At 66.3% G+C, this 20,482-nt stretch carries 18 protein-coding genes; 3 read left to right on the forward strand and 15 right to left on the reverse strand.

Going from position 1 to position 20,482, the window contains the following annotated elements; translation table 11 throughout:
• The first annotated feature begins 136 nt into the window (after positions 1-136).
• The 3 genes from EIP85_RS00595 (at position 137) to EIP85_RS00605 (ending at position 5,032) form a co-directional block, all read left to right on the forward strand.
• The gene (locus tag EIP85_RS00595) at positions 137-733 is read left to right on the forward strand and encodes a 2-hydroxychromene-2-carboxylate isomerase (RefSeq protein WP_127900194.1); all 597 of its coding nucleotides are present in this window, start codon (positions 137-139) and stop codon (positions 731-733) included.
• A 364-nt stretch (positions 734-1,097) separates the two neighbouring features.
• On the forward strand, positions 1,098-2,645 hold the full coding sequence (locus EIP85_RS00600) for a DEAD/DEAH box helicase (RefSeq protein ID WP_127900195.1): 1,548 nt from the start codon (positions 1,098-1,100) through the stop codon (positions 2,643-2,645).
• A gap of 125 nt (positions 2,646-2,770) precedes the next feature.
• Complete coding sequence (locus tag EIP85_RS00605) at positions 2,771-5,032, forward strand: S8 family peptidase (RefSeq protein WP_164871610.1); 2,262 nt, start codon at positions 2,771-2,773, stop codon at positions 5,030-5,032.
• A 12-nt stretch (positions 5,033-5,044) separates the two neighbouring features.
• On the opposite strand, the gene EIP85_RS00610 is transcribed toward EIP85_RS00605, so the two are convergent.
• The 15 genes from EIP85_RS00610 to nuoF form a co-directional block, all read right to left on the reverse strand.
• Positions 5,045-6,718: a ribonuclease J gene (locus tag EIP85_RS00610; protein WP_127900197.1), complete on the reverse strand. Its 1,674-nt coding sequence runs from the start codon at positions 6,716-6,718 to the stop codon at positions 5,045-5,047.
• A complete protein-coding gene (locus EIP85_RS00615; RefSeq protein WP_127900198.1) occupies positions 6,715-7,494 on the reverse strand; it encodes a type III pantothenate kinase in 780 nt (259 codons plus the stop codon). Before EIP85_RS00615 ends, EIP85_RS00610 begins: the two co-directional genes overlap by 4 nt.
• 12 nt (positions 7,495-7,506) lie before the next feature.
• Positions 7,507-8,262 (reverse strand): biotin--[acetyl-CoA-carboxylase] ligase, encoded by a 756-nt coding sequence (locus EIP85_RS00620; protein ID WP_127900199.1) that lies wholly within the window; start codon positions 8,260-8,262, stop codon positions 7,507-7,509.
• A complete protein-coding gene (gene nuoN / locus EIP85_RS00625) occupies positions 8,252-9,691 on the reverse strand; it encodes an NADH-quinone oxidoreductase subunit NuoN (RefSeq protein ID WP_127900200.1) in 1,440 nt (479 codons plus the stop codon). The genes EIP85_RS00620 and nuoN overlap by 11 nt, the downstream gene beginning before the upstream one ends.
• A 10-nt stretch (positions 9,692-9,701) precedes the next feature.
• Positions 9,702-11,252: an NADH-quinone oxidoreductase subunit M gene (locus EIP85_RS00630; RefSeq protein ID WP_127900201.1), complete on the reverse strand. Its 1,551-nt coding sequence runs from the start codon at positions 11,250-11,252 to the stop codon at positions 9,702-9,704.
• Positions 11,252-13,261 (reverse strand): NADH-quinone oxidoreductase subunit L, encoded by a 2,010-nt coding sequence (nuoL, locus tag EIP85_RS00635; RefSeq protein WP_127900508.1) that lies wholly within the window; start codon positions 13,259-13,261, stop codon positions 11,252-11,254. The genes EIP85_RS00630 and nuoL overlap by 1 nt, the downstream gene beginning before the upstream one ends.
• A 7-nt stretch (positions 13,262-13,268) precedes the next feature.
• Positions 13,269-13,574 carry an NADH-quinone oxidoreductase subunit NuoK gene (nuoK, locus tag EIP85_RS00640; protein ID WP_127900202.1) on the reverse strand — a complete coding sequence of 102 codons (306 nt, stop codon included), beginning with the start codon at positions 13,572-13,574 and terminating at the stop codon, positions 13,269-13,271.
• A gap of 91 nt (positions 13,575-13,665) precedes the next feature.
• A complete protein-coding gene (locus EIP85_RS00645; RefSeq protein WP_127900203.1) occupies positions 13,666-14,280 on the reverse strand; it encodes an NADH-quinone oxidoreductase subunit J in 615 nt (204 codons plus the stop codon).
• Complete coding sequence (locus EIP85_RS00650) at positions 14,277-14,687, reverse strand: carboxymuconolactone decarboxylase family protein (RefSeq protein ID WP_127900204.1); 411 nt, start codon at positions 14,685-14,687, stop codon at positions 14,277-14,279. The genes EIP85_RS00645 and EIP85_RS00650 overlap by 4 nt, the downstream gene beginning before the upstream one ends.
• Positions 14,684-15,175, reverse strand: a complete 492-nt coding sequence (gene nuoI / locus EIP85_RS00655) for an NADH-quinone oxidoreductase subunit NuoI (RefSeq protein ID WP_127900205.1) — start codon at positions 15,173-15,175, stop codon at positions 14,684-14,686. Before nuoI ends, EIP85_RS00650 begins: the two co-directional genes overlap by 4 nt.
• 1 nt (position 15,176) lies before the next feature.
• A complete protein-coding gene (gene nuoH / locus EIP85_RS00660) occupies positions 15,177-16,214 on the reverse strand; it encodes an NADH-quinone oxidoreductase subunit NuoH (protein ID WP_127900206.1) in 1,038 nt (345 codons plus the stop codon).
• A gap of 24 nt (positions 16,215-16,238) precedes the next feature.
• On the reverse strand, positions 16,239-16,649 hold the full coding sequence (locus tag EIP85_RS00665; RefSeq protein WP_422067200.1) for a hypothetical protein: 411 nt from the start codon (positions 16,647-16,649) through the stop codon (positions 16,239-16,241).
• Positions 16,650-16,651: 2 nt separating this feature from the next.
• Positions 16,652-18,673, reverse strand: coding sequence for an NADH-quinone oxidoreductase subunit NuoG (gene nuoG / locus EIP85_RS00670; protein WP_127900208.1), 2,022 nt, complete (start codon positions 18,671-18,673; stop codon positions 16,652-16,654).
• A gap of 3 nt (positions 18,674-18,676) precedes the next feature.
• Complete coding sequence (locus tag EIP85_RS00675; RefSeq protein WP_127900209.1) at positions 18,677-19,180, reverse strand: DUF3291 domain-containing protein; 504 nt, start codon at positions 19,178-19,180, stop codon at positions 18,677-18,679.
• Positions 19,181-20,479, reverse strand: coding sequence for an NADH-quinone oxidoreductase subunit NuoF (gene nuoF, locus EIP85_RS00680; protein WP_127900210.1), 1,299 nt, complete (start codon positions 20,477-20,479; stop codon positions 19,181-19,183). It lies immediately after the preceding gene.
• Positions 20,480-20,482 lie beyond the last annotated feature (3 nt).

Raw genomic sequence — 20,482 nt, forward strand, 5'->3', positions numbered from 1 at the left:
CGCCCCGACCGCCAACATAGCGCATCGCGCCCCGATGTCCCGCCCGCGGCGCACCCGATCCGCGAGGATCCGCTGTTGCCGCGACCCGAAATGAACCTTTGTTGCGAGATCACCCACCCGTGTTAGTCTTGCCTGCATGGCGATTGATTTCTGGTTCTCGGTCGGAAGCACCTACAGCTATCTCTCGATCATGCGGCTGGACTCGGTGACCGCGGCGACCGGGATCGCCTTCAACTGGCGCGTCTTCAACGTCCGCAAGATCATGCAGGAGATGCAGAACGTCCCCTTCGCCGACAAGCCGCCCAAGCTCGCCTACATGTGGCGCGATCTGGAGCGGCGCGCGGCGGCGCATGGCTATCCGGCCCGCCTGCCCGCGCCCTACCCGATCAGCAATGCCGCCCGCGCCAACCGTCTGGCGCTGCTGGGCCTGCAGGAAGGCTGGGGCCGCCCCTTCACCCGGGCCGTCTACCGCCGCTGGTTCCATCAGCGAAAGGAGGCCGGCGGCGCCGACAACCTGAACGCAAGCCTGGCCGAGGTGGGCCAGGATCCGGCCTCGGCCTCCGCCCGCGCCGACGGGCCCGATATCGCCGCCGCGCTCACCCGCGCAACGGACGAGGCCCGCGCCCGCGGCATTTTCGGCACGCCGACCTTCGCCGTGGGCGGCGAGCTCTTCTGGGGGGACGACCGGCTGGAGGACGCGCTGGCCTGGCACCGCTCCACCCACGGCCGCTGACCGCGGGCTTCGGGGCGTTGCGCGAAACCCCGCCCCACCGTTCCTATTTGCGGTCTCTTACGGTGCGAAAGCGGTGCTGAAGCGGTGCGAAAACGGTGGCCGGATTCTTATTCCTTTCCAGACCGTTGCGCGGCGTCCCTTATGTTCCCGCCGGCCGCCCGCCCGGCCCACCGCGCGCCGGTCCCGCCGGGGCGGCAACGCCTTGTCACGTCCCGGCGTAACATGTCACGCCCAATTGACCCCGCTGCGGATTTCAGCTATGGCCGCTTGGTTCCCGGACGGGGAACGGCCTGACGCCGGGGCGCCCGGATAGACGCGTCCCATGACATTCTCGCGGCCCGATGCCGCGACCGATAGGACGCCGATGACGAAGTTTTCCGACCTTGCGCTGGACCCCCGGGTCCTGAAAGCCGTTGCAGAAGCCGGGTACGAGACCCCGACCCCAATCCAGGCCCAGGCCATTCCGCATGCCCTTGAAGGCAAAGACGTTTTGGGCATCGCCCAGACCGGCACGGGCAAGACAGCGAGCTTCACGCTGCCTATGATCACCATGCTGGCCAAGGGCCGCGCCCGCGCCCGTATGCCGCGCAGCTTGGTGCTCTGCCCGACCCGCGAACTGGCCGCCCAGGTCGCCGAGAACTTCGACGTCTACACGAAGCACCTCAAGCTGACCAAGGCGCTGCTGATCGGTGGCGTGTCCTTCGGCGAGCAGGACAAGCTGATCGACCGCGGCGTCGACGTGCTGATCGCCACCCCGGGCCGCCTGCTCGACCATTTCGAGCGCGGCAAGCTGCTGCTGACCGGCGTGCAGATCATGGTGGTGGACGAGGCCGACCGCATGCTCGACATGGGCTTCATCCCTGATATTGAACGGATTTTCTCGCTGACGCCCTTCACGCGGCAGACCTTCTTTTACTCCGCCACCATGGCCCCGGAGATCGAGCGCATCACCAATGCCTTCCTCCACGCCCCCGCGCGGATCGAGATCGCCCGGCAGGCCACGGCCTCTGAAACGATCGAGCAGCAGCTCATCCGGATCCAGCCCACCCGCAAGGATCGCGGCTTCTCCGAGAAGCGCGCCGTCCTGCGCGCCCTGATCCAGGCCGAGGGCGAGGCCTGCACCAATGCCATCGTCTTCTGCAACCGCAAGATGGACGTGGACGTTGTCGCCAAGTCCCTGAAAACGCACGGTTTCAACGCAGCCCCGATCCACGGCGACCTTGACCAGTCGACCCGGATGAAGACGCTTGACGGCTTCCGCGACGGTTCGATCCACCTGCTGATCGCCTCCGACGTGGCGGCGCGCGGGCTGGACATCCCGGCGGTCTCCCACGTCTTCAACTTCGACGTGCCGACCCATCCTGAGGATTACGTCCACCGCATCGGCCGCACCGGCCGCGCCGGGCGCGAGGGCAAGGCCTATACCATCGCCGTGCCCGCCGACGACAAGTACGTCGCCCAGATCGAGAGCCTGCTGAAAAAGCCGATCCCGCCCGGCGCCGCCCCGGAATACGAGGCCAGCCCCGAACGCCCGGCCCGCGAGGGCCGCCGCAGCGAGGAACGCAGCCGCCGCCCGCGCCGCGACACCCCTCCCCGGCCCGTCGCCCCGCATAACGAGACCGCGCCGACCGAGCCGCTGGACGTCGCCAAGACCGTGGTCGAGGCCCAGCCCGCCCCCGCTCAGGAGCCCAAGAGCCCGCGGAAGCGCACCGAAAAGGCCGACCGCGGCGAGCGCAACGAGCGCTCCGAGCGCGGCGAGAAGTCCGAGCGTTCCGAGCGCGGCGACAAATCTGACCGTCGCCGGGGCGGTTCCGAACCGCGCCGCAAGGACGAGCAGGTCGTCGGCATGGGCGACCATATGCCCGACTTTCTGACCCGCAGCTTCGCCCGGCGCGACTCCTCCGCCGACTGAGCCCCTCAGGACACAGACGCTATGCGCCGCCCCGCCGGGCGGCGCTTGCCTGTTGCACCAACGCCCCCTGCCCGCCATCCTGTGCGTGGGGGTGAAGGAATGCAGGGCACATGGGCGGTAAACCCTTGTCTTCATGTCTTCGCGTTGGCCTGCTCCTCGCGGCGCTCGCCTCTCTGAGCGGCTGCGGCGGCGGCGGATCGGGTAGCGGGACCTCCTCCAACAGCACGGCCGCGCTGCCGACCGTGTCGGGCGGCTCCACGCCGGCAAGCCTCTGGAACACCTATTACGTCCAGGCCTATGACATGGCCAAGGTCATGGCCGTGCGCGCAAGCCAGGCCTTCCAGAACTCAACGATCACCTACAGCTTCCCGACGCCCTCGAACCCGAACGACTCCCTTCCGCCCGCCTATGCCAACGGCAAGGTGACGACGTCGAATGCGTTGGAGGATGCGCATCTCGACTATGCCTTCTCGACCGGGCTGACGGGCAAGAACATCACGCTCGGGATGATCGACGACGAGATCGGAACCTCGAGCCGGCAATTCTCCGGCAAGACGATCACTCTCGACGGGTCGACCGGCACGCCCGCATCGGACGGACACGGCACCGGCGTCGCCTCGGTCATGGTGGGCAATGGCTCTGACGGGCAGATGACCGGCTTCTCGCCGGCCTCGAACCTCTTTGCCGGGACGATCAGCTACACCTCGGCGCTCGACTGGGCGAAAGTCGGGCAATACATGCTGGACGCCAAGTCCCAGAACGTGCTGGCGGTCAACAATTCCTGGGGGTTCGATACCGCCTCGGGGGCGACGGCGACGGTCGCCAACACCGACCTGCAAAGCGCCTTCGGCTCCGGCGGGCCGGCCACCTACCTGAACGACGTGCGCAGCTACATTCAGTCCGGCGTCGTCGTGGTTGCCGCCCAGAACGATTATAACGCCACGTCTATCTCGGCGCTCGCCGGCCTGCCCTCCGCCTTCCCGGATCTCAAGACCAGCTGGCTGGCCGTGATCAACGCCATCCCCTCAATGAACGGCGACACGATCACCGGTGCAGACCGCATCTCCGCCCCCTGTGCCGAGGCGGCGACCTATTGCATCGCCGCCAACGGTCAGACCAGGATCGTTGATTATTCGCAAAGCTCGGGCTACGGCATCGGCGCCGGCGCCTCCTTCGCAGCGCCGCAGGTGACCGGCGCCCTCGGGCTGCTGGCAGAGGCCTTCCCCACCCTCACCCCCCAGCAACTGCGCGACCGGCTGCTCGTCACCGCCAACAACAGCTTCTATACCGCCACCGGCACGGTCACCTTCGCGCCGGGGATCGTGCATGGTTATAACAGCGAATTCGGAATGGGGTTTCTCGACCTCAAGGCCGCGCTCCTTCCGATCGGCAAGACCAGCGTGCCGACGGCGAGCGGGTCGAGCCTGCCCGCCAATCAGGCGCTCGTCGCCTCCTCGCCTGCCAGCGGCAATGCCATCGCCTCCTCGCTTGCCGGCGTGAAGGTGGTGGTGATGGACCAGATGGGCGGCAGCTTCCAGACGCCCGCCGCCTCCTTCGCGGCAGCACCCGTGAAGGTCGACCCCGCCACGCTGCAACTGGGCGTGCTCGGCTCCCCTTCCGACGCGCGGGAGGCCGGGCTTTACGCCGCGGCGCTTGAGACGGGCTCGGCCGAGGCGATGTTGAACCATGCCGACCTGATGGACACGCCCGATGCGGCGACGCTCTACTCCGGCGCGACGCAGCGCAGCCTTGTCTGGCGCGGGTTGCGGCTGACGGTGGGCCGCAGCGACGGCCAGCTGACCAGCCTCGGGGTTGCCACGGACTTCCCCGCCGGGAACGGCGCGCTGCGGCTCGGCGTGACCGGCTTCGTCGAGAATGGCGGCCTGCTTGGCGTTACCGCGCCGGGCGATGCGGCGGCGATCTCGTCGCATGCGGCCTCGGTGCAGCTCAGCTACGCGACCCCCCTCGCCCGCGGTCTCTCGCTTCGGGCCGAGGGGGAGTTCGGCCTCGCCAAGGGCACGCCCGGCGGGGTGATCACCTCGTTCGGGACGGTGGGCTATGACCGTGTGGGCCTCGCGCTGGACGAGGCGGACCTCGCCCGGCCCGGCGACGTGCTGACGCTCTTTGCCCGCACGCCGGTCGCCATCACCAGCGGCGCGGCCACGCTGGAGCTGCCGACCTCCTTCGCGCTGAGCGGCCCGCAGTTCTCGGCCACGCCGGTCAACCTCAGCCCCTCGGCGCGCGAGCTCGACCTCGGCTTCGAATATTCCCGCCCGCTGCATGCAGGCGCCGTACTGCGCGGCGGCTTCGCCTATGCGATGAACGCCGGCAACGTCGCCGGCGCCCATTCGGTCAGCGCCGTGCTCGGCCTCACGGTGGCGTTCTAGGCCGCGGCTGCCCTATTCCGCCGAAAGCCGGCTGAGGACGACGGTCACTTCCGGCTTCTTGCCGACCTCCTCGACCGCGACCTGACGGACCAGCCGCCGAAGCGCCTCGTCCAGCCGGTCGTCGTCACGCAGCGTCCGCGCGTCGACCCGGTCAAGGAATTCCGCCAGATCCGCCTCCAGCACCTCGGCAAAATTGCGCCCGGTGCGGCCGGTCTTCGGCAGGCCCAACAGCTCCGCCCAGGCCTCGCCCAGCGGCTGGTCGTCCTCGTCGAGGATCAGCGTGACGAGCACCAGCCCGTTCATCCCCATCCTCAGACGGTCGCGGATCACCCCGTCCATCGCGCCAACCATGGCGGTGCCGTCGAGGTAGACGCGCGAAGTCTCGATATACTCGGCCACCTTGGGAACGTCGCCGGTCAGGTCCAGCATCATCCCGTTGGTCGCGACCTCCGAGATCCGGCCCCGCGCCTCGGCCAGCCGGGCATGAGCCCGCAGATGCCGGTGCTCGCCGTGCATCGGGATGACGATCTGCGGTTTCAGCGCCTCTTGCACCCGCTCCAGGTCGGGCCGGTTGGCATGGCCGGAGACATGGTAGAGCCCGCCATGGTCGTCCACCACCTCCACGCCCCTCTCGGAGAAGGCGTTCATGATCCGGATCACGCCGCGCTCGTTGCCCGGGATGGTCTTGGAGGAGAAGAGGAACGTGTCACCCTCCTTCATCTCCAGCCCGAGGTACTTGCCGCGCGACAGCTGCGCGGTAGCCGCGCGCCGCTCGCCCTGGCTGCCGGTGACGATCAGCATCAGGTTCTGGCGCGGGACCTCCACCGCCGCCTCGGGCGGAATGATCGGCGGGAAGGCCGGCAGGACGCCGGACTCCTCGGCCGCCGCGACCATCCGCTTCATCGCGCGCCCCAGAAGGCAGACAGAGCGGCCGGCGGCATGTCCCGCCTGCGCCAGCGTCACAAGACGGGCGACGTTGGAGGCAAAGGTCGTCGCCACCACCATCCCCGGCGCCGCCGCGACGAGATCGCGCAGCGGCTCGGCCAGCGTGCTTTCGCTTCGCCCCTCATGGGTATTGAAGACATTGGTGGAATCGCAGGTCAGAACCTTCACGCCCTCGGCCCCGATCTCGGCCATCGCCTTCGGGTCGTGCGGCTCGCCCACCACAGGACCGGGGTCGAGCTTGAAGTCGCCGGAATGGAATATCCGCCCCGCCGGCGTGTCGATGATAAGGGCCGAGCTTTCGGGGATCGAATGCGCCACCGGCTGGAATTGCACCCGGAACGGGCCCACCTGCACCGCCTCCGGCCGCGGCTCCACGACCGTCACGGCGGTTCCGGGATGGCCGTGCTCTTCGAGCTTCAGCTTGGCAATGACGCCGGTGAAGCAGCGGCAATAGACCTGCGCGCGCAGCTTCGGCCAGAGATGGCCGAGCGCGCCGACATGATCCTCATGCGCATGGGTCAGGAAGATCGCGTCGATCCGGTCGGCCCGCGCCTCCAGCCAGGAGATGTCGGGCAGGATCAGCTCCACCCCAGGGGTCGTCTCCATGTCCGGGAAGGTCACGCCGAGATCGACGACGATCAGCCGCTCGCGCCCCTCCGGCCCGTAGCCGTAGACGTAGCAGTTCATGCCGATCTCCCCCGCGCCGCCGAGAGGGAGATAGATCAGGCGGGCCTCGCTCATGCGGTTTCCGTATCCTTGTTGAAGCGGTGAATGACCGTCAGGCCGTGCATGGTCAGGTCACTGTCGACCTTGTCGAACAGCGTAAAGCCCTGATCGAAGAGCGGCGCAAGCCCGCCCGTGGCGATCACCTGCATCGGCCCCTCCCTTTCGGTGCGGATCTGCCGCACGATCCCCTCGCAAAGGCCGATATAGCCCCAGAAGATCCCCGATTGCATGCAGGCGACCGTGTTCGTGCCGATCGCGCTCTGAGGCTTGGTCACATCGACATGCGGCAGCGCCGCGGCCGCCATGTGCAGCGCCTCGAGGCTCAGGTTCACGCCGGGCGCGATCACCCCCCCGATATAGGCCCCATCGGTGTCGACCACGTCGAAGGTCGTCGCCGTGCCGAAATCCACGACGATCAGGTTCCCGCCGTACCGGTCGAAGGACCCCACCGCATTGACCAGACGGTCGGGCCCCACCGTCGTGCCCACGTCCACCCGCGGCGGCGCCGGCAGGCGGCACTCCGGCTTGCCCACGACCAGCGGGCGGCAGTCGTAATAGCGGTTGCAGAGGACGCGCAGGTTGAACACCACCCGCGGCACGGTGGAGGAGATGATGACCTCGGTGATCATCGCGTCGATCTTGTTCAGGCTCATCAGCGACGACAGCCAGACGAAATACTCGTCCGCCGTGCGACGATGGTCGGTCGCGATTCGCCAGTCGGCAAGAAAATGCGCCCCATCCCAAATCGCGAAGACGGTATTGGTATTGCCGCAGTCGATCGCAAGAAGCATGCGCGCCTCCCGTCAGAAGAACACCTCGGCCGCGGGGATCGCCTGCCGTCCCTCGGCCGTCCTGAGGACCAGCGCACCCGCGAGGTCCACCGTTTCGAACGTCCCAAGATGGGTGGCGGTGCCGGTCCGCGCCGTGACCGGTTCGCCGATGCGGGCGGCCCGGTCCAGCCAGGCCTCGCGGATTGGCGCGAAGCCCTGGCCGGTGAAGACGCTCTCCCACCCGGCATAGGCGGGCGCGAGCAGGTCGAGGAACTCCTCGGGCGTCACCCGCGCGCCGGTCTCGCCCAGAAGGCTGACGGGGCGGACGGCCCCCGGCTCCACCTGGTCGGCGCCGGGCGCGGCGGCGAGGTTCACCCCGATCCCAATCGCGAGATGGGAGACACCGGCCCCCTGCCCCATGCTTTCCAGCAGAATCCCGGCGACCTTGCCGCCGTTCAGCAGCACGTCGTTCGGCCATTTGAGCGCAAAGGGCTCGGCGCGCCCGCTGGCCCCCACGAAGGCGTCGAAAAGCGCCAGTGCGGCGACGAAGCTCCGCAGGGCAACCGCCTCCGGGGCCTCCTTCGGCCGCATCACGAGCGTGGCGGCAAAGTTCCCCTCTGGCATCGCCCAGGAACGGCCCCGCCGGCCGCGCGCGGCGGTCTGGCGGTGGGCAAGGATCCAGGCGGACCCCGTCAGCGACGGGGCAAGCCGTGCCGCCTCGGCATTGGTGCTGTCGGTGACCGCCAGCACATGCCGGGCAACACCTTCGGGCCAGCCGCTAGTGGACAAGTGTCGCCGCCGCGGCCTGCGCCAGGCTGCCGATGCCGAAGAGGTTGACGACCCCCAGCAGCATGATCGCGGCAGACCCCATCAGGCCAACCCAGGCGCCCGCGCTCATCCCACCCGCGTCGATGCCTTCGCGCTCTTCGCCGAAGTACATGTAGAAGACGATGCGCAGGTAGTAGAAGGCACCGATCACCGAGGCGATCACGCCGAGGATGGCGAGCCAGGCCATATGCGCGTCAACGGCGGCCTTCAGCACGTAGAACTTGGCGAAGAAGCCGACCATCGGCGGCACGCCGGCCAGCGAGAACATCAGCACCAGCAGCGCCAGCGCCTTCAGCGGCTCGCGGCGCGAATACATCCGGAGCGAGTCGATATCCGTCACCGGCTCGCCGTCCTTCTGCATCGACAGGATGAAGGCGAAGGTGCCGACGTTCATGGTCACGTAGATCGCCATGTAGATCAGCATCGCCTGCACGCCGCCCGCGGTCCCGGCCGCCAGCCCCATCAGCGCGAAGCCCATGTGGGTGATCGAGGAATAGGCCATCAGACGCTTGATGTCGCGCTGGCCGATCGCCGCAATCGCCCCCCAGAACATCGAGGCGACGGAAAGGAGCGCAAGCACCTGCCCCCAGTCCTTCGGCGCCGAGCCGAAGGCACCCTCGGCCAGCCGCGCGATCAGCGCCATGGCCGCAACCTTCGGCGCCGTGGCGAAGAAGGCCGTCACCGGCGTGGGCGCCCCTTCGTAGACATCGGGCGTCCACATGTGAAACGGCACGGCCGAAACCTTGAACGCCAGACCGGACAGCAGGAAGACGAGCCCGAAGAGAAGCCCGATCGGCATCGCGCCCTGCTGCACCGTGGACAGGATCCCGGAGAAGCTCGTGGTCCCCGCGAAGCCATAGGTCAGCGACGCCCCGTAGAGCAGCAGACCCGAGGACAGCGCGCCGAGGATGAAGTACTTCAGGCCGGCCTCGGTCGACTTCGCATCGCCGCGCCGGATCGAGGCGACGATGTAGAGCGACAGCGACTGCAGCTCCAGCCCCATGTAGAGCGACATCAGGTCGTTTGCCGAGACCATCACCATCATGCCGATCACGGCCAGTGCGATGACGATCGGATATTCGAACCGCATCAGCCCGCGCCGGTTCATGTAGTCATGCCCGATCACCAGCACCGCCGCGGCCGACAGCAGGACCGTCACCTTGGCGAACCGGGCGAAGCCGTCGTCGATGAAGAGCCCGTCGAAGGCCGTGCGGTGCCCCGAGATCGTGCCGATCCAGATCGCGACCAGCACGAAGACGGCCGCGGTGGTCCAGGTCAGCAGGCCCGCCGTGCGGTCCTTGCCGGTGTAGACGCCGAAGAGGAGCGCGGCCATTGCATAGACCGAGATCAGGACTTCCGGCAGGGCGGTGGAAAGATCGCCAGGGTTCATGTCCGCGTCCTCAGTTCTGTGCCAGCTGGATTGTGGTGGTCTTGACGCCCGCATCGGCGAGCTGGGTGTCGACATGGGTGACAAGCGCCCGCACCGACGGCCCGATGATATTGGTCACCGCGCTCGGATAGACCCCCAGGATCAGCGTCATCGCAACCAGGGGCGCGAAGATGACCCTCTCGCGCAGGTTCATGTCGGTGATGGTCTTCAGCGTCTCCTTCACCAGATCGCCGAAGACGACCCGGCGGTAGAGCCAGAGCGCATAGCCCGCCGACAGGATCGCGCCGGTCGCGGCGAAGGCGGCCACCCAGGTGTTGACCTGGAAGATCCCCAAGATCGTCAGGAACTCGCCCACGAAGCCCGAGGTGCCCGGCAGGCCCACGTTCGCCATCGTGAAGAACATGAAAACCAGCGCGTATTTCGGCATCCGGTTCACCAGGCCGCCATAGGCCGCGATCTCCCGGGTGTGCATGCGGTCGTAGATCACGCCCACGCAGAGGAAGAGCGCGCCCGAGACGAAGCCGTGCGACAGCATCTGGAAGATCGCGCCATCAAGCCCCTGCTGGTTCGCCGCGAAGATCCCCATGGTCACGAAGCCCATGTGTGCGACCGAGGAATAGGCGATCAGCTTCTTCATGTCCTCCTGCACCAGCGCGACAAGCGAGGTGTAGACGATCGCGATCACCGAAAGCCACAGGACCAGAGGCCCGAGGATGTGGCTCGCGATCGGGAACATCGGCAGCGAGAAGCGCAGGAAGCCGTAGCCGCCCATCTTCAGCAGGATCGCCGCCAGCACCACGGAGCCCGCCGTCGGCGCCTGAACGTGGGCGTCGGGCAGCCAGGTGTGTACCGGCCACATCGGCATCTTCACCGCGAAAGAGGCGAAGAACGCGAGCCAGAGAAGCGTCTGCAGCCCGCCCGCGATCTGCCAGCCCAGTAGGTCGATCGGCCCGGCCGAGAACTTGAACTGCAGAAGCGTCGGAATATCCGTCGTGCCCGCCTGCACCGCCATGGTGACGATTGCGACCAGCATCAGGACGGAGCCGAGGAAGGTGTAGAGGAAGAACTTGAACGCGGCATAGATCCGGTTCTGCCCGCCCCAGATCCCGATGATCAGGAACATAGGGATCAGGCCGCCCTCGAAGAACAGGTAGAAGAGCACGATGTCCAGCGAGGTGAAGACGCCGATCATCAGCGTTTCCAGCAGCAGGAAGGCGATCATGTACTCCTTCACCCGCACCTCGACCGACCAGCAGGCACCGATCGTCAGCGGCATCAGCGCCGTCGTCAGCATGACGAAGAGCACCGAGAGCCCGTCGACCCCCATCTTGTAGTGCATGCCCAGGATCCAGGGCCGGTCCTCGACGAACTGGAAGCCCGTGTTCGAGGGATCGAAGTTCCACAGCAGCTTCAGCGAGACGAGGAAGGTCAGCACCGTCGCCGCCAGGGCCAGCCAGCGGGCATTGCGCGCCGCCTCGGGCGTGCCGCCCCTGAGGAAGACCAGCAGGACCAGCGCGGCAAGCGCCGGCAGGAACGTGATGATGGACAGAAGATCGTGCATCAATGCGCCCCTCCGGTGAGCGTCATCCAGGTCATCAGGACGCCGATCCCGATCACCATGGCAAAGGCGTAGTGGAACAGATAGCCGGACTGTGCGCGGGCCGTGAGCCGGGTGAACCAGGGAACGATCCCCATGGACACGCCGTTAATGGTGCCGTCGATGACCTCGCCGTCGCCCTTCTTCCAAAGGAACCGGCCAAGCGCCACGGCGGGCTTCACCAGGATCGCGTCATAGATCTCGTCGAAATACCACTTGTTCAGCAGGAACAGGTAAAGCGGCCGGTTCGCCGCCGCCATCCGGGCGGGCAGGTCGGGCCTGGCGATATACATCACCCAGGCGACGCCGAAGCCCAGAAGCATGGCGATGAAGGCCGAGACGCCGACCCATTCGGGCAGGTGATGCGCGGTCTCGATCACATGGTTCGTGGCGCCCATGTAGATCGCGCCGGTCCCCGGGGCCCCATGCTCGCCAAGGCTGAAGAACTGCCCCAGCATATGCTCGTTGCCGAAGAAGTAGTTGTAGCCGACCATCCCCGAGAAGGCAGCGCCGAGGCCGAGGACCCCAAGCGGGATCAGCATGACCATCGGGCTTTCATGCGCATGCTCGTGCTTGTGGTGGTCGCCCTTCTCGGGACCGTAGAAGGTCATGAAGATCAGCCGCCAGGAGTAGAAGGCAGTGAAGACCGCGGCGATCACCAGCATCCAGAAGCCGTACATGGACCCCGCGGCATAGCTCGCCTCGATGATCGCGTCCTTGGAATCGAAGCCCGCGAAGCCGATCGGGATCCCGAAGAGCTCCTTGGAGAACGGGATGCCGACCCCGGTGATCGCCAGCGTTCCGACGACCATCATCCAGAAGGTAAAGGGGATCTTCTTGCGCAGGTTGCCGTAGTTCCGCATGTCCTGCTCGTGGTGCATCGCGGTGATGACCGAGCCCGCGCAAAGGAACAGCAGCGCCTTGAAGAAGGCATGCGTCAGCAGGTGGAACATCGCCACCGAATAGACGCCCGACCCCGCCGCCGCGAACATGTAGCCAAGCTGCGAGCAGGTCGAATAGGCGATCACGCGCTTGATGTCGTTCTGCACCAGACCGACCGTCGCCGCGAAGAAGGCGGTGGTGGCGCCGATGATCAGCACCAGTTCCTTCGCCGCCGGGGCGAATTCGTAGATCGGCGACATCCGGCAGACCAGGAACACGCCCGCGGTCACCATGGTGGCGGCGTGGATCAGCGCGGAAACCGGCGTCGGGCCTTCCATCGCGTCCGGCAGCCAGGTGTGCAGGAAAAGCTGCGCCGACTTGCCCGAGGCACCGACGAACAGCAGCACGCCGACCAGATCCGCCGCGTTCCACTGGCTCCAGAGGAAGGTGACGTTGGTCTTCGCCAGCGCCGGCGCATGGGTGAAGATCGTGTCGAAGTTGATCGAGTCCGTCAGGAAGAACAGCGTCGCGATCCCCAGCATGAAGCCGAAGTCGCCGACCCGGTTCACCACGAAGGCCTTGATCGCCGCCGCGTTGGCCGAGGGCTTCTTGTAGTAGAAGCCGATCAGAAGGTAGGACGCCAGGCCCACGCCTTCCCAGCCGAAGAACATCTGGACGAGGTTGTCGGCCGTCACCAGCATCAGCATGGCGAAGGTGAAGAGCGAGAGATAGGCGAAGAAGCGCGCCTTGTAGGGCTCGTCGTGGGTCCAGTTCTCGTCATGGGCCATGTAGCCCCAGGAATAGAGATGGACCAGCGAGGAGACCGTCGTGACCACGATCAGCATGATGGTCGTAAGCCGGTCCAGACGGATCGCCCAGGACGTGTCGAGGCTGCCCGACGAGATGTAGCGCAGGATCTCGATATGCTGGGTTGCGCCGTCGAAGGTGAGGAACACGATCCAGCTCAGCAGCGCCGCGAGGAACAGAAGCCCCGTGGTCAGCAGCAGCGCGCCCTTCTCGCCGATCACCTTCCAGCCGAAGCCGCCGATGATGGCGCCGACGAGCGGGGCGAAGAGGATGACTTGTTCGATCATGGCCTCAGCCCTTCATCACGTTGATGTCTTCGACGTCGATCGTCCCGCGGGTGCGGAAGAAGCTCACCAGGATCGCGAGGCCGATCGCGGCCTCGGCCGCGGCGACAGTCAGCACGAACATCGTGAACACCTGCCCCACCAAGTCGCCGAGGAACGACGAGAAGGCGACGAGGTTGATGTTCACCGCCAGGAGCATCAGCTCGATCGACATCAGGATGACGATGACGTTCTTCCGGTTCAGGAAGATCCCGAAGATGCCGATGACGAATAAGGCCGCCGCCACCGTCAGGTATTGTGTCAATCCGATCATTATCGTCCCTCCGGGCCGGTCGCCCGCTTCTTTCCGTTGTCGCCCCCGCGCACGGCGGGGCCTCAGTCCAATGTCCCGCCCGGGCCGGGCCTTAAAGCCCCTGCCCCGGCTTCACGTCGGTCAGTTCCATCGTCTTGGCCGGATCGCGCCACATCTGCTCCAGAACGTTCTGCCGCTTGACGTTCTTGCGGTGCCGCATGGTCAGCACGATCGCCCCGATCATCGCGACCAGCAGCACGAGGCCGGCCAGCATGAAGAGGAAGACGTATTTGTCGTAGAGCACCAGGCCAAGCGCGTGGGTGTTGTGGATCTTGGCCGGATCCGGCGTGATCGCACGGCGCAGCCCCTCGGCCCCGGCGGCGGATTTCCACACGCCCAGCACCATGAAGAACTGGATCAGCAGCACGACCCCGATCAGCAGGCCCACCGGCATGTAGCGGACCATCTCGGCCTTCAACTCGGCGAAGTCGACGTCGAGCATCATGACGACGAAGAGGAACAGAACCGCCACGGCGCCGACATAGACGATGATCAGCAGCATGGCGACGAATTCCGCCCCCAACAGCACGAACAGCCCGGCAGAGGAGAGGAACGCGAGGATCAGCCAGAGCACCGAATGCACCGGGTTTCTCGCGGTGACGACCATCAGCCCGGAGGCAATCGTCACGATCGAGAAGAGGTAGAAGGTAAAGGCTGCGACAGTCACGCGCTGTCCTCCTCGTTTTCGCCGAAGACGCCCTGCGCGATCTCCAGCGCCTTGGTCATGGCGGGCACGCCGCCGAAAAGGCTCATCTGGGTGATCACCTCGGCGATCTCCCGTTTCGTGGCCCCCACTTCCAGCAGATGCCGGATGGTGAGCCGGATCTGCGGCTCGGCCTGCGCGCCCAGCACGGTAAGTGCCGCCAGCGTCACGAGGAGCCGCGTTTTCGCGTCCAGACCTTCACGGTTGAAGGTCCGGCCGAACCACATTTCCATCATGTCCTTCGACATGGTGGGCATCAGCGCGTCGAAGCCCTTCAGCTGCATGTTCTCCAGCGCAGGGTTGAACGAGCGGACCATCTCCTGGCCCTGCTCAACCATCGCCTGGAACAGTTTGCCGAAATCCTCGCTCATCTGTAGGGCGCATCCGCTTCAAGGTTGCGGGCGATCTCGGCTTCCCAGCGGTCGCCGTTGTCGAGCAGCTTCGCCTTGTCGAAGAACAGCTCTTCCCGGGTCTCCGCCGAAAACTCGAAGTTCGGCCCCTCGACGATAGCATCCACCGGGCAGGCTTCCTGGCAGAAGCCGCAGTAGATGCATTTCGTCATGTCGATGTCGTAGCGCGTTGTGCGGCGCGAGCCGTCGTCGCGGGGTTCCGCGTCGATGGTGATCGCCTGCGCCGGGCAGATCGCCTCGCAAAGCTTGCAGGCAATGCAGCGCTCCTCGCCCGAAGGGTAGCGCCTGAGCGCATGCTCCCCCCGGAAACGCGGGCTCAGCGCGCCCTTTTCATGCGGGTAGTTCAACGTCGCCTTCGGCGCGAAGAAGTAGCGCATGCCCAGGCCGAAGCCTTTTATGAAGTCCGTCAGGAAGAAGTATTTGACGGCACGGTTGATATCGATGCCCATCTCAGCCTCCGATCGCGTAGCGGGCCCAGAGACCGCCGAGAACGTGGTATTTCGCGAGGAACGCCACCAGCACCACCCAGCCGAGCGACATCGGCAGGAAGACCTTCCAGCCGATCCGCATCAGCTGGTCGTAGCGGTACCGCGGCACGATTGCCTTCACCATGGCGAAGAGGAAGAAGAAGAACGCCATCTTCCCGACCATCCACAGCGCCCCGTCCGGGATCCCCGGGATCGGGCTCAGCCAGCCTCCGAAGAACAGCAGGCTCATCAGCGCGCACATCAGGAAGATCGCGATATATTCCCCCGCCATGAACAGCAGGAACGGGGTCGACGAATATTCCACCTGATAGCCCGCGACGAGCTCCGATTCCGCCTCCGGCAGGTCGAACGGCGGCCGGTTGGTCTCGGCCAGCGCGGAGACGAAGAACAGCACCACCATAGGCAGATGCGGCAGCCAGTACCAGTTCAGCAGGCCCAGATGCCCCTTCTGCGCCATCACGATGTCGGTGAAGTTCAGCGAACCGGTCGAGATGACGATGCCGATGATGATCAGCCCCAGCGACACCTCGTAGGAGATCATCTGCGCCGCCGAGCGCAGCGAGCCGAGAAACGGGTATTTCGAGTTCGAGGCCCAGCCGCCCATGATCACGCCGTAGACCTCGAGCGAGGAGACGCCGAAAAGGAACAGGATCGCCACGTTGATGTTCGACAGGACCCAGCCCTGTTCGAACGGGATCACGGCCCATGCCAGCATGGCGAGCACGAAGCTCAGAACCGGCGCGAGCATGAACACGAACTTGTCCGCGCCCGACGGCACGATCACTTCCTTGACCACGTATTTCAGCGCGTCGGCGACAGTCTGCAGCAGCCCGAAGGCCCCCACGACGTTCGGCCCCTTGCGCATCTGGACCGCCGCCCAGATCTTCCGGTCGCCATAGACCAGGAACAGCAGCGAGATCATCACGAAGGCGATGACCAGGATCGCCTGCAGCACGATCAGTACCGCAATGCCCAGATCTGTGTGCAGAAAATCAGCCATCTTGCCCCATCCTCAGACCGGCCCTCATATCGTCGGTATCCCTTGTGCCCCGCAGTCGCGCACCGTGACTTCGGCGTCTATCGTCTTGTAACCACGGGGCAACGCGGCCGACACGGTGTAAACCGCATCTCCGCGCCAAATGCCACCCTCTTTGGCCACATTCGTGCGCACGTGGCGGGCAAATCCGTAACCGCGGATCAGCGCGTACTGGGCCGCCGCGCAGCGCGCATAGGCCTCCACATCCGCGGTGTTCCGCGCCCCTTTCATGGACACGATGAAGTCCACCAGATCGTTCTCCAGTAACACCGTTTTGATGCCCAGATACGTCGGATGGAACCCCGCTCTCGCCGATGCACCCCCCGCATCCCCGGCGCAGCCCGACAGGACCGCCAAGGCGGTCAGGCAGGCCATCGCCGGAAGAAGGTGCATCGCCATCATCACTCCGCCGCCATCGGCGCCGCGCGCCGCTCCGCCTGGGCGCGCGACAGCTCCGCCATCAGCTCGGAGGCGCGCGCGACCGGGTTGGTCAGGTAGAAGTCCTTCACCGCGTTGCGGAATTCGGCCTTGGCCGGATCCTTCAGCGGCAGCGGCTGCCAGGCGTTCTCGGCAACCTCGTCGATCGCCTCCAGCCCCGGATGCGCGTCCACAAGCGCGCGGCGCAGCTGCACCAGGCTGTCCCAGGGCTGCGTCGCGCCCAGTTCGGCCGACAGCGCCCGCAGGATCGCCCAGTTCTCTTTCGCCGCACCCGGCGGGAAGCCCGCGCGGAAGGCAAGCTGCGGCCGGCCCTCGGTGTTGACGAAAAGCCCAGCCTCCTCGGTATAGGCGGCGGCCGGCAGGATGATATCTGCCCGGTGCGCACCGCGGTCGCCGTGGCTGCCCTGGTAGATCACCACCGGCCCGGCAGCGATCTCGACCTCGTCGGCGCCAAGGTTGTAAATCACCTCCGCACCCTCGATCGCGGCAGCCATGCCACCTTCGGTGACAGCACCCACGTCCATCGCACCGACGCGGCTCGCCGCGGTGTGCAGGATCAGGAGCTTCGCCTTGCGGGCCTCGGCGATCTGCATGGCATAGGCCAGAACCGCCTCGCCATCCGCCTCGTTGATCGCGCCCTGCCCGACGATGACGAGGCCCGGCATATCATCGGCCGGCGCCTCCTTGGCGGCCTTCAGATGCGCCACCAGCGTCGCCCGGTCGGTGCCGAAATGGTGGTAGTCATAGGTCAGGTCCACCGCCTCGCCGATCAGCCCGACTTGCGCGCCAAGCGACCAGGCCTTGCGGATCCGCGCATTCAGCACCGGCGCCTCGTCGCGCGGGTTGGTCCCGATCAGCAAGATCCCCCCGGCGGCGTCGATATCCTCGATCCGGCCGGTCCCGACATAGGCCGAGCGGTTGCCGGCGGGCAGCTTCGCCCCGTCGGTCCGGCATTCGACCTTGCCGCCCACCCCCTCGACGAGGTTCTTCAGCGCAAAGGCGGCCTCGACCGGGGCCAGATCGCCGATCAGGCCCGCGACCTTCTTGCCCTTCATCGCCGCCGCGGCAGCTTCCAGCGCCTCGCCCCAGGAGGCTTTGCGCAGCTTGCCGTTCTCGCGGATATAGGGCGTGTCCAGCCGTTGACGGCGCAGCCCGTCCCAGACGAAGCGGGTCTTGTCCGAGATCCACTCCTCGTTCACGCCGTCATTGTTGCGCGGGATGATCCGCATCACTTCGCGGCCCTTGGTGTCGACACGGATCGCCGCGCCGAGCGCATCCATCACGTCGATGGTCTCGGTCTTGGTCAGTTCCCAGGGGCGCGCGGTAAAGGCGTAGGGCTTCGAGGTGAGCGCGCCCACCGGGCAAAGGTCGATGATGTTGCCCTGTAGGTTCGAATCGAGCGTCTCGTTGAGGTACGAGGTGATTTCCGCATCCTCGCCGCGCCCGGTCTGGCCCATCTGGGTAATGCCCGCGACCTCGGTCGTGAACCGCACGCAGCGGGTGCAGGAGATGCAGCGCGTCATGCAGGTGTCGACCAGCGGGCCGAGGTCGAGGTCCTCGTTGGCGCGCTTCGGCTCGCGGTAGCGCGAGAAGTCGACGCCATAGGCCATCGCCTGGTCCTGCAGGTCGCATTCGCCACCCTGGTCACAAATAGGGCAGTCGAGCGGGTGGTTGATGAGCAGGAACTCCATCACCCCTTCCCGCGCCTTCTTCACCATCGGCGAATTGGTCTTCACCATCGGGGGCTCGCCGTCCTTGCCGGGCCGAAGGTCACGCACCTGCATGGCGCAGGAGGCCGCGGGCTTCGGCGGCCCGCCGACGACTTCCACCAGGCACATCCGGCAGTTGCCGGCGATCGAGAGCCGCTCGTGGTAGCAGAAGCGCGGGATCTCTACGCCCGCGATCTCGCAGGCCTGGATCAGCGTCATCGCGCCGTCGACTTCGACCACGGTGCCGTCGATGTTGATTTTCTTCAGGTCAGCCATGTCTCACTCCGCCGCCATCGCGTTGCAGTTGCGGACCCGCCACAACTGCGCTTCCTTCAGGTAGGACCAGCCGAAGGCATGGTCGCTATCGCCATGCGCCTCGAGGTGCTGGAACCGCTCCGTTCCCTCGGTGATATCCGGTCGGTGTCCTTCGGGAACCCACCACATCACCAGCCGCGGCGTTTCGACCGCGTCGTACCATTCCGCCCGGCGCTCGTAGAACCGCCGATGCACGGTGTTCCAGACGAAGGCCTCCAGCAAGGCCACGTCCTCCCACACCGACATCGTGGAAGCCATGCGCGGATTGCCCCCAAGCGCCCCGGCCGGATCGTTCTGCGCGGTCCCCATCGCCTCTTCGTCCATTCGCCATACGAACCCCGGGCTGCGCTCCGCCACCCCGTTCACGAGGTCGAGCCCGTCGACGAAATCCTTCACCCGGGGATCGTCCCAATCGTAGCGGAGGACCCCCAGGTTCAGCTCGGCGATATGATGGCCCGCCGGTTGCACTTACTTCGCCGCCACCGCGCTTGTCCGGCCGGTGCGGTTCGCCTTGATCCGGTCCTCGATCTCGTCGCGGAAGTTGCGGATCAGGCCTTGGATCGGCCAGGCCGCCGCGTCGCCGAGGGCGCAGATCGTGTGGCCCTCGACCTGCTTGGTCACGTCGAAGAGCATGTCGATCTCCTCGATCTCCGCCTCGCCGCGCACCAGCCGGTCCATCACCCGCATCATCCAGCCGGTGCCTTCGCGGCAGGGCGTGCACTGGCCGCAGCTCTCGTGCTTGTAGAACTTCGAGAGCCGCCAGATCGCCTTGATGATGTCGGTGGACTTGTCCATCACGATCACCGCCGCGGTCCCGAGACCGGAGCCGAGCTCGTTGCGGAGATAGTCGAACTCCATCAGCGCGTCGCGCATCTTCTCGCCGCGCACGCAGGGCACGGAGGACCCGCCCGGGATCACCGCCAGCAGGTTGTCCCAGCCGCCGCGGATCCCGCCGCAATGCTTGTCGATGAGCTCCTCGAAGCTGATCGACATCGCATCTTCCACCACGCAGGGGTTATTCACATGGCCCGAGATCGCGTAAAGCTTCGTGCCGGTATTGTTCGGCCGGCCGATACCCGCGAACCACTCCGGGCCGCGCCGCAGGATGGTCGGAACGACGGCAATGCTCTCGACGTTGTTCACGGTGGTCGGGCAGCCGTAGAGGCCGGCGGCGGCCGGGAACGGCGGCTTCATCCGCGGCATCCCCTTCTTGCCCTCGAGGCTTTCCAGCATCGCGGTCTCTTCGCCGCAGATATAGGCGCCGGCGCCGTGGTGCAGGTAAAGATCGAAATCATAGCCCGAACCGCAGGCGTTCTTGCCGATCAGCCCCGCGTCATAGGCCTCGTCGATCGCCCGCTGCAGCGCCTCGCGCTCGCGGATGTATTCGCCGCGGATGTAAATGTAGGCGGCATTCGCCCCCATCGCGAAGGAGGCGATCAGCGCGCCCTCGACCAGCGTATGCGGGTCGTTGCGCATGATCTCGCGGTCCTTGCAGGTGCCGGGCTCCGACTCGTCGGCGTTGATCGTCAGGTACGCCGGCCGGCCGTCGCTCTGCTTCGGCATGAACGACCACTTCAGCCCGGTCGGGAAGCCCGCACCGCCGCGGCCGCGCAGCCCCGACGCCTTGACCTGCTCCACGATCGTGTCACGGCCGCGGCCAAGGATCTCCTTGGTTCCATCCCAGGCGCCGCGCTTCTTGGCGCCGGCCAGGGTGCGGTCGTGCATCCCGTAGATATTCGTGAAGATGCGGTCCTGATCCGTCAGCATATT

Origin of the sequence: Solirhodobacter olei, assembly GCF_004010155.1 — a bacterium.
GTDB classification, from domain to species: Bacteria; Pseudomonadota; Alphaproteobacteria; order Rhodobacterales; family Rhodobacteraceae; genus Solirhodobacter; species Solirhodobacter olei.